The following is a 16,689-nucleotide window of genomic DNA, read 5'->3' on the forward strand; positions in this document are numbered from 1 at the left end:
TATAGGTTTACCTTAAAAGAGATTTCCCATAAATTATTTGACACGTTTACGGAAGTAGTAAATAACCAAAACCATAAACGTGTCTGTATTACTCCTGATGTGGAGTGGATTACTGCATTAAAAATTTGAATCGGCCAATGTTTTTCAGTGCGATGCCAGTACCTCGTACTACAGCACGCAATGGATCCTCTGCGATGTGTACAGGTAATTTTGTTTTCGCTTGAACGCGCTTATCCAATCCACGAAGCAAAGCGCCACCACCCGTTAGGTAAATTCCAGTTTGATAAATATCTGCAGATAATTCTGGAGGCGTGATCTCCAATGCTTTAAGAATTGCTTCCTCAATTTTAGAGATGGATTTATCCAAACAATGTGCAATTTCTGTGTACGAAACCGTGATTTGTTTTGGAATACCCGTCATCAAATCGCGTCCTTGTACCGGAAAGTCCTCTGGCGCATCAGTTAATTCTGGTAGCGCTGAACCTACTTCGATTTTGATTTTTTCTGCCGTACGCTCACCAATCATGATGTTGTGTTGACGACGAATGTACTGTACGATGTCCGAATCAAAGTTATCTCCCGCTACGCGAATAGATTGATCACAAACAATACCGGATAGTGCGATAACGGCAATTTCCGTTGTACCACCACCAATATCGATGATCATGTTACCAACAGGTTCCTCTACGTCGATTCCAATACCAACTGCCGCAGCCATCGGTTCGTGAATTAAGTACACTTCTTTAGCTCCAGCAATTTCCGCGGAGTCACGTACGGCACGTTTTTCTACTTCGGTAATACCGGAAGGAATACAAACGACCATACGAAGGGAAGGAAAGAACCAACTTTTACCATTGTTTACCAACTTTACCATGCCACGAATCAAATGTTCCGCAGCCGTAAAATCAGCAATTACGCCATCACGAAGTGGACGTACTGTTTTTATATTATCGTGGGTTTTCCCCTCCATTTGCATCGCGTGACGACCGATTGCAATAACTTTGTTAGTTGTACGGTCAAAAGCGACAATGGAAGGTTCGTCCACTACTACTTTATCATTATGTATGATCAAGGTGTTCGCTGTACCCAAATCAATCGCAATTTCTTGCGTAAACCAATTAAAAAGACCCATCTAGCGCGAATGTTCTAAGTTTTATTTTAAATGCAAACCTACTGAAAAAATATTGTTATCGGCTATAGTCATCCAATAAAAAATAATGGTTTTAGCCGATGCTTCTAGACGTTCCTTCGGTTTTTTATTCCAACGATAAAAGCGCTCGTTTATTGTATGCTTACTCCAACGTAGTAATTGAAAGTATCTACAATAATATTGTCTTTTGTCACTCCGGGAGCGCGTAGCATCTTGAAATCTTGAGTAGGTTTTAGTAAGATTTTTTTGCCGTCGACAAGGCTGACGTGAATCGGCATATCAAATCCTTCCACTTCGGAAATCCAGCGGTAAGCGATGTTTTTCTCAGGTATCACATTGATTTCTAAGGTCGGAATTCCGCGATGTTGCACGAATTGTTCAAAGGTTTTGGAAAGATTAATGCCGGAGTGCTTGCTGACATAGTCGACAATATCTGAGTAGTTTACCGTTTTATGGTAGAACTCTTTGTTTAACCCACGAAGAATTCCACGCCATCTATCGTCATCATCGATCATAGTGCGGATCATATTATGCATCACCCCACCTTTTGGATACATATCGCCGGAACCTTCTTTGTTCACATGGTATGGCCCTTGCATTGGAATATCATTTTTTATGCTTTTGCGATTTCCGTTTACATAGGTTTGGCTGGCTTCCTTGCCCCAGAAATAGTCAATAAATAGTGCTTCGGAATAGTTCGTGAAACTTTCGTGAATCCACATATCCGCCAAATCGTTCGAGGTGATGTTATTTCCAAACCATTCGTGTCCCGATTCGTGAACGACAATAAAATCCCACTTCAGACCCCATCCCGTTCCAGATAAATCTCTTCCCATGTAGCCATTGCCAAAACGGTTTCCGTAAGCAATCGCGCTTTGATGTTCCATGCCCAAATGCGCTGTTTCGACCAATTTGTAACCGTCCTCATAAAAAGGATACGGGCCAAACCAATATTCCAACGATTCCAACGTTTGGCGCGCATTTTTTTGCAAATGCCCCACCTTATCCTTGTTCTCTCGCAACACATAATAATCCATCGTGAGCGGACCATTCTCGCCTTGATAGATTTCGTTGACATGCACATAGTCGCCGATATTCAACGCTACATTGTAGTTATTGATTGGGTTACGAACCTTCCAATGATATTTGTTATATCCGCCTTTTAATTTTTCGGTTTTTACTAATCTGCCGTTCGATACATTCATCATGCCTTTCGGAACAGCAACAGAAATCAACATGCTATCTACCTCATCGGATTGATGATCTTTGTTTGGCCACCAAACGCTAGCGCCCATACCTTGGCAGGCTGTAGCTACCCAAGGTTTTCCTTGGCTATCTTGCTTCCAATCAAAACCACCGTCCCAAGGAGCGCGTGTGGCCTGAATCGGATTACCGGAGTATTCTACCACGAATGAATCCAACTTCCCTTTCGGAATGGTATTCGGAAAATCTACGAAAACAGCATTGTATTCCCTGGTGAAATTCAATTCCTTTCCCTGATAAATCACTTTATCCACCGAAAGATTCTCAAATAAATCGAACTGCAATTTGTTGAAATCATTTACCGCTTCGAAGCGAAACAAGTTGCTGCCTTCAACGTGCTTATTCTCAATATCGACCTTCACATCAAGATGGTAGTATTTGATGTCATAACACGTTCGATATGGCGTAAGCTGTCCACGGAGTGAATCGGCTTTGGAGAATAATTCCTTGGCTTTCATCAATTGGGCAGAAACACCAGTTGGGAGCGAAATGGTGCAAAAAAGTAAAATCTTGGCGAGTTTGTTTATCATGTTTATTTTGTCGCATATTATCCATTGTAAATCTACGAAAAATAGCGCTTGGTCTTCATATATGAAGGCATCGTGTTAGAATCGGTAAATCATTAGGTAATTTAGGATAATCAATAGACCAAGAAAATATTGAAAATTGTCATCATTGCCCAATCTGTGTTTTCTGTCGTAACCTAATCTTATTGTCGAAACTTGGAATTATTAGAACTCTAAGCTTCTAAATTAAACTTCGTAGCACCGGAACTCTATCAACTCTCTTAACCTTTCCTAACCTTTCCTAACCTTCCGCTCCTCAAAAAATGACTGAATTTGCTCCAAATTAAACGCATTCAAGCATTTATCCGCTGATAAGCCACCTTTTCGACCGGCCAAAACACCGTATTGCATATCGTGGAAACCTTCCATGCGGTGCGCATCCGGATTAATCGACAGCAGAACGCCTTTTTGCAATGCGTAACGGTGCCAGCGCCAATCTAAATCCAAACGCAGCGGATTAGCATTGATCTCAATAACCACCTGATTTGCCGCACAGGCATCAATCACCTTTTTGTAATCAATCGGATAACCTGCGCGGGAAAGTAACAATCGGCCAGTTGGGTGACCCAAAATTGTGGTGTATGGATTTTCGATGGCTTTGATTAGTCGTTCGGTAGCTTTTTCTTCGGTCATCCCCAAATTGCTGTGGATAGAAGCAACAACGAAATCGAATTTGGCTAAAATTTCATCTGGATAATCCAACGATCCATCTCCTAAAATATCGGACTCAATACCTTTAAATATTTTAAATGGCGCAAGTTGCTCATTCAATTGATCAATTTCCTTCCACTGATCTTCCAATCGTTCGATCGTTAAGCCATTCGCATAAACCGCAGTTTTGGAGTGATCGCAAATGCCCAAATACTGTAAGTTCATTTCTTCCTTACAATAGCGTGCCATTAGTTCCAAACTATGCACGCCATCGGAATAGGTGGAGTGATTGTGCAAAGTTCCCAAAATATCTTCGTTCGTAATTAATTGCGGTAGTTGGTTGTCTTTGGCTAAATCGACCTCATTAAATCCTTCACGCAATTCTGGTTCGATGTACGATAAACCAAGCGCAGTATAGATTTCTTCTTCAGATTTTCCGTCCGGAATTTCTTGCTGTATATGCGCTAATAGATCCAAATGCTCGCTCGATCCTGTCGTGATCAAAAGGTTTTTGGCAAAATCTTCTGGCGAACTGGTAAAGATGCGGTAGGAGATATTGTTGTCGTCTTTAAAATGAACGCTTTCTCGATCCGCGTCAACTTGCAAGACATAATCTTTGTTTTCTAAGGTAGAAACGAGTACGTGCTGCGGTAAATCGATCGAGAAATCGATAAATTGCAATACTTCTGATTTCCGACGATAATCTCCGGTAAATACTAACTGATTATCGGGGAAGCTTTTTTGCAACGCTTCGTAAGTGGCTTCTGCGAAAGGGATCGCTTTCGCGAAAAGCACCCAACCTTGGTTCGCAATGGCAAATTCTATATTTTTCTTGATTTCTTCCTGCGTTTTCAAACCGAAACCTTTGGCTTCCACCAAACGGTTTTCGTTGCAAGCGTAATATAATTCGCCGATGCTTTCGATCTCCAACGTTTTCCAAATGATTTGCATTTTTTTAGGTCCCAATCCTTTTATCTGCAACATTTCTTGCACGCCTTCGGGAACTTGTTCCAGTAATTTATCCAATTCCGGCAAAGTGCCCGATTGAATAATAAGCTTGATGCGTTCGGCCGTGCTCTTACCGATTCCGGGTTGTTCGGAAAGTTCTTCCAAACTGGCTTTTTCCGCCGCGAATGGCAACTTGTCGATCTTGAATGCTGCGCTCGTAATGGCTTTCGTACGAAATGGATTTTCGCCTAATAGTTCCATCAACTGACCATATAATTTGAAGCGTTTAGCGATACTTTTGTTGTCCATCTCAAAATCTATTTTACGAAGTTTATTATCTACGAAGATACTTAAATTATGAGCAACGTAATTCATTGGTTGCCCATAAACAGAGAAAGCGGCATAAGCCGCTCTCTTCCTGTTTTATACTAGGTATTTATTATTTCTATTTTAAACTTGCTCCACTTCCTCGGTTGGTTTAACAGAAGGTAATTGACGATCGTAACGGTGGACGATCAAACGAATACCACTATTTTTTGTGAAAAATTTCACCGACCAGTTGACAAAGGTTACCAATTTATTACGGAAGCCGGCAATGGAAAGTAAGTGAACAAACATCCATGTACACCAAGCCAAAAAGCCGTTCATATGGAATTTGCCCATATCTACCACGGCGCGATTACGACCAACGGTAGCCATGGAACCTTTATCGAAATATTTGAAATCCTCCACATTGTTGTCGTTTTTCATTTTACCCAAAATGTGGTTGGCCACGTATTTACCTTGCTGTTGCGCTACTGGAGCTACGCCCGGCAAACCATTTGGTGTTTTTTCGGTAACAGTTGCCGCCACGTCGCCAATCGCATAAACATTTTCCATGCCTTCGATCTCACATTGGCCATTTGTTTTGATTCTGTTGCCGCGTTGAATTAGTTCTTGATTAATTCCTTCGGGGAATTGACCTTTCACACCTGCACCCCAAATCACCGTTTTTGTTGGGATTTGATCGCCGTTAGATAAGGTAACCGTTAGGCCATCGTAATCTTTAACTACTGTGTTTAAGATCACTTTCACGCCCAATTCTTCCAAATAGCGTTTCGCATCGCGAGATGATTTATCGGAAAGTGCAGCCAAAACTTCGCCCAAACCTTCTACCAAATACACATTCATTTCGTGTTTAGAAAGTTCCGGGTAATCTTTTTTCAGCATGTGCAACTGAATCTCCGCGATAGCGCCCGATAATTCAACACCTGTTGGACCACCGCCTACAACAACGAAGTTTAAGAAACGTTCTCTGTCGTGCGCGTTTTTACGAAGCACCGCTTCTTCTAAGTTTTGTAGTACGTAACTACGGATATTTTGTGCTTCCTGAACACTTTTCATGCCCAAGGAATATTTCTCTACGTTAGCATTGCCAAAGAAATTCGATGTAGCACCGCTGGCAACCACTAAATAATCGTAATCGAAATCACCTACTGAAGTGTACACAATTTTGCTTTCCTGCTCAATACGTAAAACCTCCGCCATGCGAAAACGGAAATTATCTTGCGATTTAAACATTTTACGCAACGGGAATGCAATGGAATCCGATGCCAAAGTTCCTGTAGCTACTTGGTAAAGTAGTGGTTGGAAAACGTGGAAATTGTTGCGGTCAATTAATAAAACCTCAACTTCCTTGTCTCTTAAATGACGAGCTACTTCTATACCGCCGAAGCCACCGCCAATGATGACAACTCTTGGAAACTTTCTCTCAGACCGATTTAGCAACATAGTATTTCGATGAAATGTGAATTTTCTGCAAATATCCGACTATTTATCTCATTCTGATAAATAAAATTTAATAAATCTGAAAAAAAACCAGTCGGAGTGTTAGTTTTACTTTCAATAATCTATTTATCAGTTCTTTATCTCTTTTGGGTAAATGTGTACTTGCTACACTATAAAGACAAATATAAGAAGATGAATCCGAATTGTTTAACCTAAAATCCAGTTAAATTTATACTCCTGTTGTGGTACGCTAATTCGATCCGCTAATCGTAACAAACGATCCGGCAAACGCATTAGATAATCTCTCGCTTTTTCGCCTTGCTCATTGAGATCGGAAATTTTATCGATCTTCCAATCCTGCAACAAGGTTTTCAAAATATCGATATAATCTAGCGCGGTATATACGCCTGTGCGTTGAGCCGCATCGGAAAAATGCGAAAATAAACCACCTTTCGGACCACCGGATTCCCGAAGGAAATGTGCCGGCATGACAATCTTCTTCTTCATCATATCTTCAAAAGCGATCATCACCTCACTTGGATCGACGGTAAATGCTTTCGAGATAAACGACATATACGCTTTGGCATGGCGAGCTTCGTCCGACGCAATGACGCCGCACATTTTTGCCAATAAGGTATCGCCGGAGTTTTTGGAAATGCTCGCTACGCGCCGATGGGATACATTGGTAGCCAACTCTTGGAACGATGTATAAATGAAATTTCGGTAAGGATCGGCATCGGTCCCAATGTCAAAGCCATCTTGTATTAAATACTGTACTGATATTTCAAACTGACGCATATCAATCCGACCGGAAAGGTAGAGGTATTTATTCAACAAATCCCCGTGCCGATTTTCTTCGGCGGTCCATGCCCGAACCCATTTCATCCAGCCGCCTTGTTCGTTCTTTTCGACATCTTCCACCATCGTTAGCCACGATTCGTAAGTCGGCAAAGCTTCCTCGGTTACCGTATCGCCAATCAAAACGGCAACGAGATCATAAGGGAGTTCCTGCGCACTTTCTTGCAAATCCCGCACTTCATCGAAGAAAGTCGTACGAGAAGCATCCGGTAGGAAATCTGCGGGTTGCCACATTTTTTCTACAGGTTTTAGATAATCCGCCATTTCATTCAACATGAATGGCTCCAAATATTTCATTACCTCTTTGCGAGAACCTTCGGGTAAATTCATAGGTATCTGTTGCATAACAGAAACAAAGTTAGTCAAACGACCGCTCTTTCTCATCAAAACGTCAGCGTTTTGCCAAAAGGATGGCTTGCGGGCGTTATTTTGCAGGGATATATCGTAACTTTGTAGACCATAATAAAGAATATAAGCAGTTTGAAAGCATACGATATAGAAACCATTCGTGCCGATTTTCCGATTTTAAGCACGCAGGTGCATAATAAACCGTTGGTTTATTTGGATAATGGCGCAACGACGCAAAAGCCGAAACAAGTTATTCAGGCGATTACGGACTATTATTCGACCATGAATAGTAACATCCACCGGGGAGTTCACCATCTAAGCCAAATTAGTACAGACGCTTTTGAAGTAACACGAAGAAAAGTGCAAACGTTTATCAATGCGGTGCACGATTACGAAGTGATTCTGACCAAAGGCACGACGGAGAGCATCAATTTGGTAGCGGATTGTTACGGAAAAGGATTTATTAGTGAGGGCGATGAGGTGATGATTTCCGCCATGGAGCACCATTCGAATATCGTTCCTTGGCAAATGTTATGTGAATCGCGCGGCGCTACCTTGAAGATCATTCCTATGTTCGAAAATGGTGAGCTCGATATCGCCAGCTATCGCGAATTGTTGTCGGATAAAACAAAAATCGTAGCGTTTACGTACGTTTCTAATGCTTTAGGGACAGTCAATCCGGTTAAGGAAATGATTGCCGAAGCACATCGACACGGCGCCGTTGTTTTGTTGGATGCCGCACAAGCCATTCAGCACATGAAAGTTGATGTGCAGGAGTTGGATGTGGATTTTTTGGTTTTTTCCGGACACAAAATGTATGGGCCAACCGGAATCGGCGTGTTGTATGGTAAAGAAGCTTTATTGAATGCGATGCCGCCTTATCAAGGTGGTGGCGATATGATTAAAGAAGTTACCTTGACGAAAACAACCTACAACGATTTGCCGTTTAAGTTTGAAGCAGGTACACCGAATATCGAAGCCGGAATTTGTTTAGCGGATGCGATCGATTATATCGAAAACATTGGTTTGGAAGCGATCCAGCAACACGAAGAAGAATTGGTGCAGTATGCAACAGCGGAGTTGAGCAAAATCGAAGGTATGCGCTTCATCGGAACGGCCGCAGAAAAATGTTCGGTTATTTCATTCCTAATTGATGGTACGCATCCGTATGATGTGGGTGTATTATTGGATAAACAAGGAATTGCAGTCCGGACGGGTCATCACTGTACGCAACCGATTATGGATTTTTACGGTATTCCGGGCACGGTTCGTGCGAGTTTTGCGATGTACAATACCAAGGAGGAGGTTGATGTTTTGGTAAAAGGAGTGGAGCGCGCTGCGAGTATGTTACGATAAATAGAAATCATGACTATCAACGAAATACAAGACGAATTGATCGAGGACTTCGCTTTTTACGAAGACTGGATGGAGAAATATGAATACATCATTCAATTGGGCAAAGAATTGCCATTAATTGAGGAAGCGTATAAGCAAGACGAATACATTATCAAAGGTTGTCAATCCAAAGTATGGTTGAAGCCGGATATGCAGGCGGGAAAAATCGAGTTTACGGCAGATAGCGACGCAGTAATTACCAAAGGTTTAGTGAGCTTGATGGTAAAAGTGCTTTCCGGACATACACCGAAGGAAATTGCTGATGCAGACCTGTATTTTATCGATCAAATCGGTTTAAAAGAACATTTATCACCAACCAGAGCAAACGGTTTGCTTTCTATGGTGAAGCAGATGAAGCTTTACGCTATTGCTTTGCAAATGAAATAATAGTAACTTTCGGAAAACGAATCTACTATTATGGAAAGAAAATTTTTTATCAAAACATTGGGCGTTTCTTTGGCAACCGGTTCCATTATTTCTAGCTGTGCAGCGCAGGACGAGAAGAAAGAGAATTCACCTTTGGAGATAGGAGGGGAAAGCGTTATTGTTCATTCGGTTTATTTTTGGTTGCGCGAAGATCTGACGGAGGAAGAGCAAAAGGAATTTCCTCAATTTTTTGAAGCGCTAAAAAAAGTGCCCGGAATTTCTGCTTACCGAGTTGGAAAACCTGCACCGACAACGAAACGCGATGTAGTGGATAATTCCTTTTCGTACCATTGGTTGGCGTTTTTCGAGAATATGGATGATATCAATACCTACGAAAAACATCCGGATCACTTAGCTGCGGCAGAAAAATACTCTTCGTATTGGACGCGTGTGGAAGTGCGCGATTCCCTTACTTAATATCGTCATCTATGGCTTCCACCGAAGTGTGGAATGCCAAAACTTCTCGACCAAAAAAGAGCTTGGCTTTTTCACCAAAATCAACAGGATCGTCGGTTGTATAAAAGCTATATCGACTTTCCTGTTCGCATAATTGCTCCACTTCAGGATGTCTTTGCAAATATTCCTGCAAACTTTTGGCTACTAAATCGCCTTGCGAAACAAGCTTTACATGCTTTGGCGTATGCGCTTGAATGGTCGGTAGTAGCAGTGGGTAATGCGTGCAAGCTAATAAAATGGTGTCGATTTCATCCGATTGCGCGAGCAATGCTTGCACATCTTCGTTGACGAAATAATGAGTTCCTTCGCTGGACAGATCATTGTTTTCCACTAAAGGTACCCAAACCGGACAGGCGTGCTGATGTACCGTGATATCAGGATGAAATCGTTCAATCTCAATTTTATAAGAATCGGATTTGACCGTTCCTTGCGTCGCTAAAATACCAACGTGCTTGGTTTTCGTGTATGTGTTAATTACTTCGGTGGTCGGCCGGATTACGCCAAGCACTCTTTTGCCTTCCGGCAGATCATTTTGTTGTATGCTGCGGAGCGCTTTCGCGGATGCAGTATTACAGGCTACGATTACCAACGGGCAACCCATTTCGAACAACTTAAAAACACATTCTTTGGTGTATTGGTAAACCGTTTCAAACGATCGATTGCCGTACGGCACGCGGGCATTATCGCCAAGGTACGTGTAGCTGTATTGCGGAAGCAATTGACTGATAGATTTAAATACGGTCAAGCCGCCAAAGCCTGAGTCAAATATCCCGATGGGTCCCTGTTTCATTGCTTTGCATAGTTACGCATTATTCTTGATAGATTACGATTGCGATCTACGATTTGAATAAGCGCGCTAAAGGGTAAAAGGCTATCCCGTCGTCCGAGATAGCCTTTTTGCATAATTATAAAACTAAACTTACGCCAATAAATTTGGCTTTTCTTGGTAGGTTTTCCATAGAAGCTCACCAAACAAGGTGTTTGTCCAAGCAAACCAATGTCTTGTGAATTTTTTAGGATCATCTTTATGAAACGATTCGTGCATAAAGCCCGTATCGCCATGCGTTTTCTTCAAGGTTTGAATGCACGTACGGATTTCTTCGTCATTGGTTGACGTCATTGCGCGCATGATAATCGCCATCGGCCAAATCATATCGCGACCGATGTGCGGTCCACCGATACCTTCCGCATAAGTTCCTTTGAAGAAAAATGGATTTTCTTCTGACAGGATGAACTTGCGCGTGCGTTGGTATACTTCGTCATTTTTGTCAACAGCGCCCAAGTACGGCAACGATAGCAAGCTCGGCACGTTAGCATCATCCATCATCATGTAACTTCCGTAACCGTCAACCTCGAAAGCGTAAACACGGCCGTGCGTTGGGTGATCTACAATTCCATATTTGTTGACTGCTGCTTCCACTTCATTCGCTAATGCTTCCATTTTTTGTGCTAAATCCGTGTTGTTTTTTATTGTTTTTAAAATTGCAGCCGATTGTCTCAAACTCGTAATCGCGAAAAGGTTCGAAGGAATCAAAAACGGCAACATGGTACAATCGTCGGAAGGGCGGAAGCTTGAGCAAATTAACCCAACCGGTTTTACTGGATACCCCCAGCCATCTACTTGCAACGTATCTGTTCCGCGTGGCGTAGTACGCATGAAGTTATAAGGTCCTAAACTATCTTTACGTTGTTGCTCAACAAACGTTTTGTAAATATTTTCTTGTGCTTGCACCCATTCTGCGTCGAACGGCGTAGTATCCTTGGTTTCGTCCCAATAAGCATGCGCTAAACGGATTGGGTAACATAGCGAATCAATTTCCCATTTACGCTCGTGGATACCGGCTTTCATCTCAGTGTGATCCGAAAACCATTCGCCTTCTTTCGTTGGATCATTATAAAATGCATTCGCATACGGATCGATGTTGATACATTTTGCTTGTTTGTTGATCAATCCCAAGATCAAATTTTGCAAGCTTTTGTCCTTTTTCATGAAAGGAAGGTACGGCCAAACCTGCGCGCTGCTATCGCGTAACCACATCGCGTCGATATCGCCGGTGATCACATAAGTTAATTTTTGAGTAGCGGTGGATTCATCGTAAATCGTGGTATCCAACGTATTTGGAAAACAATTGTGGAACAACCAACCCAATTCTTTATCGGCAACTTTGCTTTGGAATTCTTTGATGATATTTTCGACTACTTTACTTTTAAAATGTCTGTCTTTTTCCGCTACACGAACGATTGGAAAAGATGAAGTCGCATCAGCAGCAAAAGAATATTTGCTCGCTAATACGCCTGCGCTTAATAATGCAGAATTTTGTATAAAGGTTCTACGCTTCATGCTACTATTTATTATAGGTGTTATTTAGTTTATTATTGCGAGCTCCAATATACATATTTTATTGATAAATGCATGCGTAAAATCGTTTTAGCTTTGGTGAAGAATATTAGAAGATGTTTGATTATAAACATGTCTGTCACAAAATCGGTTTGGTGGGTCTTTGCTTTACTATTTAGGCTTAATAATTGCGTGCTACCTCAAAAAAATGTCTAATTTCGTTTCTATGAAGATTATTCGTGGCTTAACACTGGCTTTTGGCGTTTTCGGACTGTCCGTTTCGGCGAGTGCGCAAATTGATTATTTACCGTATTCCTATTCGCTATATCAGCAATACGGCGAAACATTGTACAGTCCGGATAGTCGCGAATTCACGGCGGCAAAACCACTTTTAATCAGGAAAAGGTTATTCGCAGCACACGATTCCTTGATGAATCATCAGCGCGTAGCTTCAGATAATTGGTTCGCCAGGAAGCTCTTCAATGAGCATTTGGTGGAAGCCAAAGGAGAAGATTACCGATTTTATGCCGATTTCCTGCCGGATTTGGTAATTGGCTCCGATCTGAGAGCGGATAACAACAAGAACGTTTGGTTGGGCTCGAAAGGAGTTCAAGCAGGATTGAATATCAAAGATAAATTCGTATTCTACGGTAATCTAATTGATAATCGCGCCGTATTTCCGAATTACCTAAACGACTATATTAATACCAATGAAGTGATTCCCGGTCAAGGCATGGCACGTTTTCGCGGAGGCGATCGGAAAGCCTGGCTTTTCGCAACAGCCAACGCAACGTACGATTTCGGTGATTACTTTCAAGCAACCGTCGCTTATGATCGCAATCATATTGGTGATGGTTACCGCTCCGTTTTGCTATCTGATTTTTCTTCCAATTATGCGCATTTGCGTTTAACAGGAACTATTGGGAATGTGCGTTATACATCCGTTTGGGCTTACATGAATGATCCTCATACCGCGAGAATCGATTCTTTGCATAGCGGTGCCGAATTTGGCGATGGTCGAAAATGGGGTGCTTTTCAATATTTGGATTATAATATTAGCAATCGTCTTTCCGTTGGTTTCTTCCAAGCAATCACTTGGGCAAATCGTAATCAAGCTGGACACCGCGGATTCGATTTTAACTACGCGCTACCGGTCGCATTTCTGCGTCCAATAGAAAGCAATAACTCCTCGTCGCCCGATAAAATGTTTTTGGGTTTGAACGCGAAATATAAAACGTGGAAGAACGTAACCGTTTACGGGCAGTTCTTGTTGGGTGAATTTACGGGCAGTGAGTTTTTTGCCGGAAAGGGCTATATCCATAACAAGTGGGCAGCTCAGTTGGGCGCGAAAGGATACCACATGTTCGGTGTTCGTAATTTAAGTTTGTTGGCAGAATACAATTTGGCACGACCATATACCTATCAGCACTTTGTTGCAATCTCCAATTACAGCAATAATGCAGAACCGTTAGCGCATCCGCGCGGTGCGAATTTTCGCGAACTGATCGGTATGGCGAATTATTCCTGGAAGCGATTCCATTTTTCTTTGCAAGGGATGTACAGCTTGTATGGCACGGATCCTGGCGACGGAACGAGTTTCGGCGGAGATATTTTTCAATCGTATGAAAACTATCCAAACTTTTACGGCAACAAAATTGGGCAAGGCATTCGCAACGACTTATACTTTGCGGATATGCGCGCTTCCTATGTGCTGAATCCTGCTTATAACTTACGTTTTGAATTGGGTTACACGCATAGGCAACAGAATGTGGCAGATCGTCCGTCGATTCGTACGGGTGTGATCTCAGTTGGACTTCGATCCACATTTAGGCCGTTCTACGGCGATATTTAAAGCTTGGTTAGCGAATTTTAGTAGTCGCTGCCCAAATAGAAATGCATTATTAGCTAAACATGAAGAAAATCTTAATATTAAACGGCCCAAATTTGAATCTATTGGGCGTTCGTGAGAAAAGCATTTATGGCGATCAGGATTTTGTTTCCTTTTTCGAGGAATTGAAAGCGGAATTTCCAGATGTGGATTTGACGTATTTTCAAGCGAATGGGGAAGGAACAATCATTGATGAAATCCACAAAGTTGGATTCGAATGGGATGGGATTGTTCTAAATGCTGGAGCATATACGCATACTTCTATTGCAATTGCTGACGCAATTGCAGCGGTGAATACGCCAGTGGTGGAAGTGCATATCTCCAACGTCCATCAGCGTGAATCATTTCGTCAGCATTCCTACCTTTCGCCCAACTGCAAAGGCGTTATTCTCGGTTTCGGATTGAATAGTTACCGATTGGGGATTTTAAGTTTAATGTTGTAGTAGCTACAACATTAAACTTTGAAAGTTATATCGTGCGCGGTTTTCGCTTGAATTTTGGTAATCCCAAATAAATTAAAAAGCTTGTTACCGCGCCGATGCACATCACCGTAGCCATCGGTAATTGTGTCCCGTTGTGAAAATGACTAACCATTGCCGATGAAGCGGCGCCTAAAGCCATTTGGATACATCCCAATAAAGCCGAAGCGCTACCTGCTAACGTGCTGAATGGCGATAGCGCCAACGCGGAAGTGTTGGGGAAAATAAATCCTTGCGCGCATAAAAATATACAGATCAATCCCAATAAAACATATAGCGATTGTATACCCGAAAGCGCAAAAACGACTAAGGCAATTGCAGAAAACGCTTGAAAGTAACTCGCCTTTTTAGAAATCTGCTCACTAGTCATTCTGTTAAGTAATAACCGATTCAACTGCGTTGCCAAAATCAGACAGGATGCTACCATCGCGAATGCAATGCCATATTCCGATTCCGACAATCCGTACAAATTCTGTAACACAAAGGGCGATCCCGATAAATAAGCATACAATCCGCTTGCGGCGAATCCGCCAACCAAAGCATATAATAAGAAAACCGGTGTTTTAAATACCGACCAATAACCGCTCAAAATATCTTTCGGATATAGCGACATTTCCTTGTTTCCTTTGTATGATTCCGGTAAAATGAATATTACGGCAGCGAGAATTAATGTAGCCAAAGCAGCTAAGATCAAGAATATGACATGCCAATCGAAATGCGCTAAAACGAATGCACCAACGCTTGGCGCAACAATGGGAGAAACGCCGATAACGAGCATCAGCATGCTGAATACTTTTGCGCCTTCGCGCGGATCAAAATAATCCCTTACCATAGCGCGCGCCGCTACCATTCCCGAGCAACTTCCCAATGCTTGTAGAAATCGGTAAGCGATTAAGTGGTTTGCATCCTCCGTATAAGCACACAGAATGGAAGCAACAATGTAGATGATTAATCCAATCAACAACGGTTTTTTACGACCGAATTTATCAAGTAATGGTCCGTAAATGATTTGTCCCAAAGCAATTCCTACAAAAAATGCAGTCAGCGATAGCTGAATTTTTTCTACTGGGGAATCGAAATCTTTGGCAATCGTTTTAAACGCAGGCAAGTACATGTCAATTGAAAAGGGGCCGATCGCAGAAAGTAAGCCCAATATCAATAGGATAGCGAAGCGTTTGGATTTAGATAAATTGTTAAATGTCATAAAGTAAATGCGTACAAAATCAAAAATTAAAAAGCCCTTCTTGAATGGAAGGGCTCGTATCTCTTAACGTTTAACCGAATTCGGTTTTCGAAACAATAAATAGAGTCCTGCTAGAATAAATGGAATGCTTAAAATCTGTCCCATGTTGAGTAGCATTCCCTGCTCGAAAGCAACTTGATCGACCTTGAAATATTCTAAGACCAATCGAGCGCCAAATAGCAAGACGAGCAATAAGCCAAATAGTTTTCCCGGTGTTGGATGCTGATTTTTCTGATAAATCGCCCACATAATGAAGAACGAAATTAGGTAAGCAATCGCTTCATAAAGCTGTCCGGGATGGCGCGGAATGTTATCTTCCTGCGCGAAAATAATTCCCCAAGGCATATCCGTTGGATGACCAATAATTTCAGAATTGAAAAAGTTGCCCAAGCGAATAAAGAAGCATGCAATTGGTACGACTAGCATCAAGCGATCGGCAATCCAAATAAAGTTTATTTTGGTGTTTCTCGAGAATAACCAAAGTGCTGTCAAGATTCCGATAGCGCCACCGTGGCTAGCTAATCCAGTAAATCCGGTCATCTGCCAACCATCGCGCGTTTTCTGAAATGGAATAAACATTTCCAAGATATGATCTTTGTAATAGGCAAAATCATAAAACAAACAATGTCCTAAGCGTGCACCAATCAGCGTTCCTAAAAAGATATACATCGTCAGCTTGTCCAACAGTTCTTGTGGTTTTCCTTCGCGCACGAATACTTTATACATAAAATAGTACGAAGCAGCGAATGCAAAAAACCAGCAAAGCGAATAGTATCGCAAACCGAATGATCCTATGGTAAATATTTCTGGATCAATGTCCCAAACAATATGTGATAAATTAAGGTGCATGCCGTAGAATTATGCGGTAAAGATAGGGTTTCAGCCTTTAAATTTTGTCATGTGTATTTGAAAT

General features: G+C 41.9%; 14 protein-coding genes. 5 read left to right on the plus strand and 9 right to left on the minus strand.

Annotated features, from left to right (window positions below):
* Nucleotides 1-109 precede the first annotated feature (109 nt).
* From ACFSQ3_RS06490 to ACFSQ3_RS06510, 5 genes are all read right to left on the minus strand, one after another.
* Nucleotides 110-1,132, minus strand: coding sequence for a rod shape-determining protein (locus tag ACFSQ3_RS06490; protein WP_380868620.1), 1,023 nt, complete (start codon nt 1,130-1,132; stop codon nt 110-112).
* Nucleotides 1,133-1,281: 149 nt separating this feature from the next.
* Complete coding sequence (locus ACFSQ3_RS06495; RefSeq protein WP_380868622.1) at nt 1,282-2,943, minus strand: M1 family metallopeptidase; 1,662 nt, start codon at nt 2,941-2,943, stop codon at nt 1,282-1,284.
* A 267-nt stretch (nt 2,944-3,210) separates the two neighbouring features.
* Nucleotides 3,211-4,887: a helix-hairpin-helix domain-containing protein gene (locus tag ACFSQ3_RS06500; RefSeq protein WP_380870028.1), complete on the minus strand. Its 1,677-nt coding sequence runs from the start codon at nt 4,885-4,887 to the stop codon at nt 3,211-3,213.
* Nucleotides 4,888-5,028: 141 nt separating this feature from the next.
* Nucleotides 5,029-6,348 carry an NAD(P)/FAD-dependent oxidoreductase gene (locus tag ACFSQ3_RS06505; protein WP_380868624.1) on the minus strand — a complete coding sequence of 440 codons (1,320 nt, stop codon included), beginning with the start codon at nt 6,346-6,348 and terminating at the stop codon, nt 5,029-5,031.
* A 204-nt stretch (nt 6,349-6,552) separates the two neighbouring features.
* Nucleotides 6,553-7,533 carry an acyl-ACP desaturase gene (locus tag ACFSQ3_RS06510; RefSeq protein ID WP_380868625.1) on the minus strand — a complete coding sequence of 327 codons (981 nt, stop codon included), beginning with the start codon at nt 7,531-7,533 and terminating at the stop codon, nt 6,553-6,555.
* A gap of 150 nt (nt 7,534-7,683) precedes the next feature.
* Here ACFSQ3_RS06510 and ACFSQ3_RS06515 point away from each other — a divergent pair, with 150 nt between their 5' ends.
* From ACFSQ3_RS06515 to ACFSQ3_RS06525, 3 genes are read left to right on the plus strand one after another with little or no spacing between them, the layout of a single operon-like run.
* A complete protein-coding gene (locus ACFSQ3_RS06515) occupies nt 7,684-8,907 on the plus strand; it encodes an aminotransferase class V-fold PLP-dependent enzyme (protein ID WP_380868627.1) in 1,224 nt (407 codons plus the stop codon).
* Nucleotides 8,908-8,916: 9 nt separating this feature from the next.
* Entirely contained in the window at nt 8,917-9,333 is a 417-nt protein-coding gene (locus ACFSQ3_RS06520) for a SufE family protein (protein ID WP_380868629.1), read from the plus strand.
* A gap of 30 nt (nt 9,334-9,363) precedes the next feature.
* Nucleotides 9,364-9,789, plus strand: coding sequence for a Dabb family protein (locus ACFSQ3_RS06525; RefSeq protein ID WP_380868631.1), 426 nt, complete (start codon nt 9,364-9,366; stop codon nt 9,787-9,789).
* Here the strand turns inward: ACFSQ3_RS06525 and murI are convergent.
* Nucleotides 9,782-10,618, minus strand: coding sequence for a glutamate racemase (gene murI, locus ACFSQ3_RS06530; RefSeq protein WP_380868633.1), 837 nt, complete (start codon nt 10,616-10,618; stop codon nt 9,782-9,784). The two genes, ACFSQ3_RS06525 and murI, sit on opposite strands and share 8 nt — an antisense overlap.
* A 129-nt stretch (nt 10,619-10,747) precedes the next feature.
* A complete protein-coding gene (locus tag ACFSQ3_RS06535; protein WP_380868635.1) occupies nt 10,748-12,169 on the minus strand; it encodes a glycoside hydrolase family 125 protein in 1,422 nt (473 codons plus the stop codon).
* A gap of 205 nt (nt 12,170-12,374) precedes the next feature.
* Here ACFSQ3_RS06535 and ACFSQ3_RS06540 point away from each other — a divergent pair, with 205 nt between their 5' ends.
* A complete protein-coding gene (locus ACFSQ3_RS06540) occupies nt 12,375-14,018 on the plus strand; it encodes a gliding motility protein RemB (protein ID WP_380868637.1) in 1,644 nt (547 codons plus the stop codon).
* Between the two features lie 59 nt (nt 14,019-14,077).
* Entirely contained in the window at nt 14,078-14,497 is a 420-nt protein-coding gene (gene aroQ / locus ACFSQ3_RS06545; protein ID WP_380868639.1) for a type II 3-dehydroquinate dehydratase, read from the plus strand.
* A gap of 25 nt (nt 14,498-14,522) precedes the next feature.
* On the opposite strand, the gene ACFSQ3_RS06550 is transcribed toward aroQ, so the two are convergent.
* Nucleotides 14,523-15,737 carry a multidrug effflux MFS transporter gene (locus tag ACFSQ3_RS06550; protein ID WP_380868641.1) on the minus strand — a complete coding sequence of 405 codons (1,215 nt, stop codon included), beginning with the start codon at nt 15,735-15,737 and terminating at the stop codon, nt 14,523-14,525.
* Nucleotides 15,738-15,800: 63 nt separating this feature from the next.
* Nucleotides 15,801-16,625: a prolipoprotein diacylglyceryl transferase gene (lgt, locus tag ACFSQ3_RS06555; RefSeq protein WP_380868643.1), complete on the minus strand. Its 825-nt coding sequence runs from the start codon at nt 16,623-16,625 to the stop codon at nt 15,801-15,803.
* Nucleotides 16,626-16,689 lie beyond the last annotated feature (64 nt).

Source organism: Sphingobacterium corticis (genome assembly GCF_042684745.1).
Taxonomy (GTDB): Bacteria; Bacteroidota; Bacteroidia; order Sphingobacteriales; family Sphingobacteriaceae; genus Sphingobacterium; species Sphingobacterium corticis.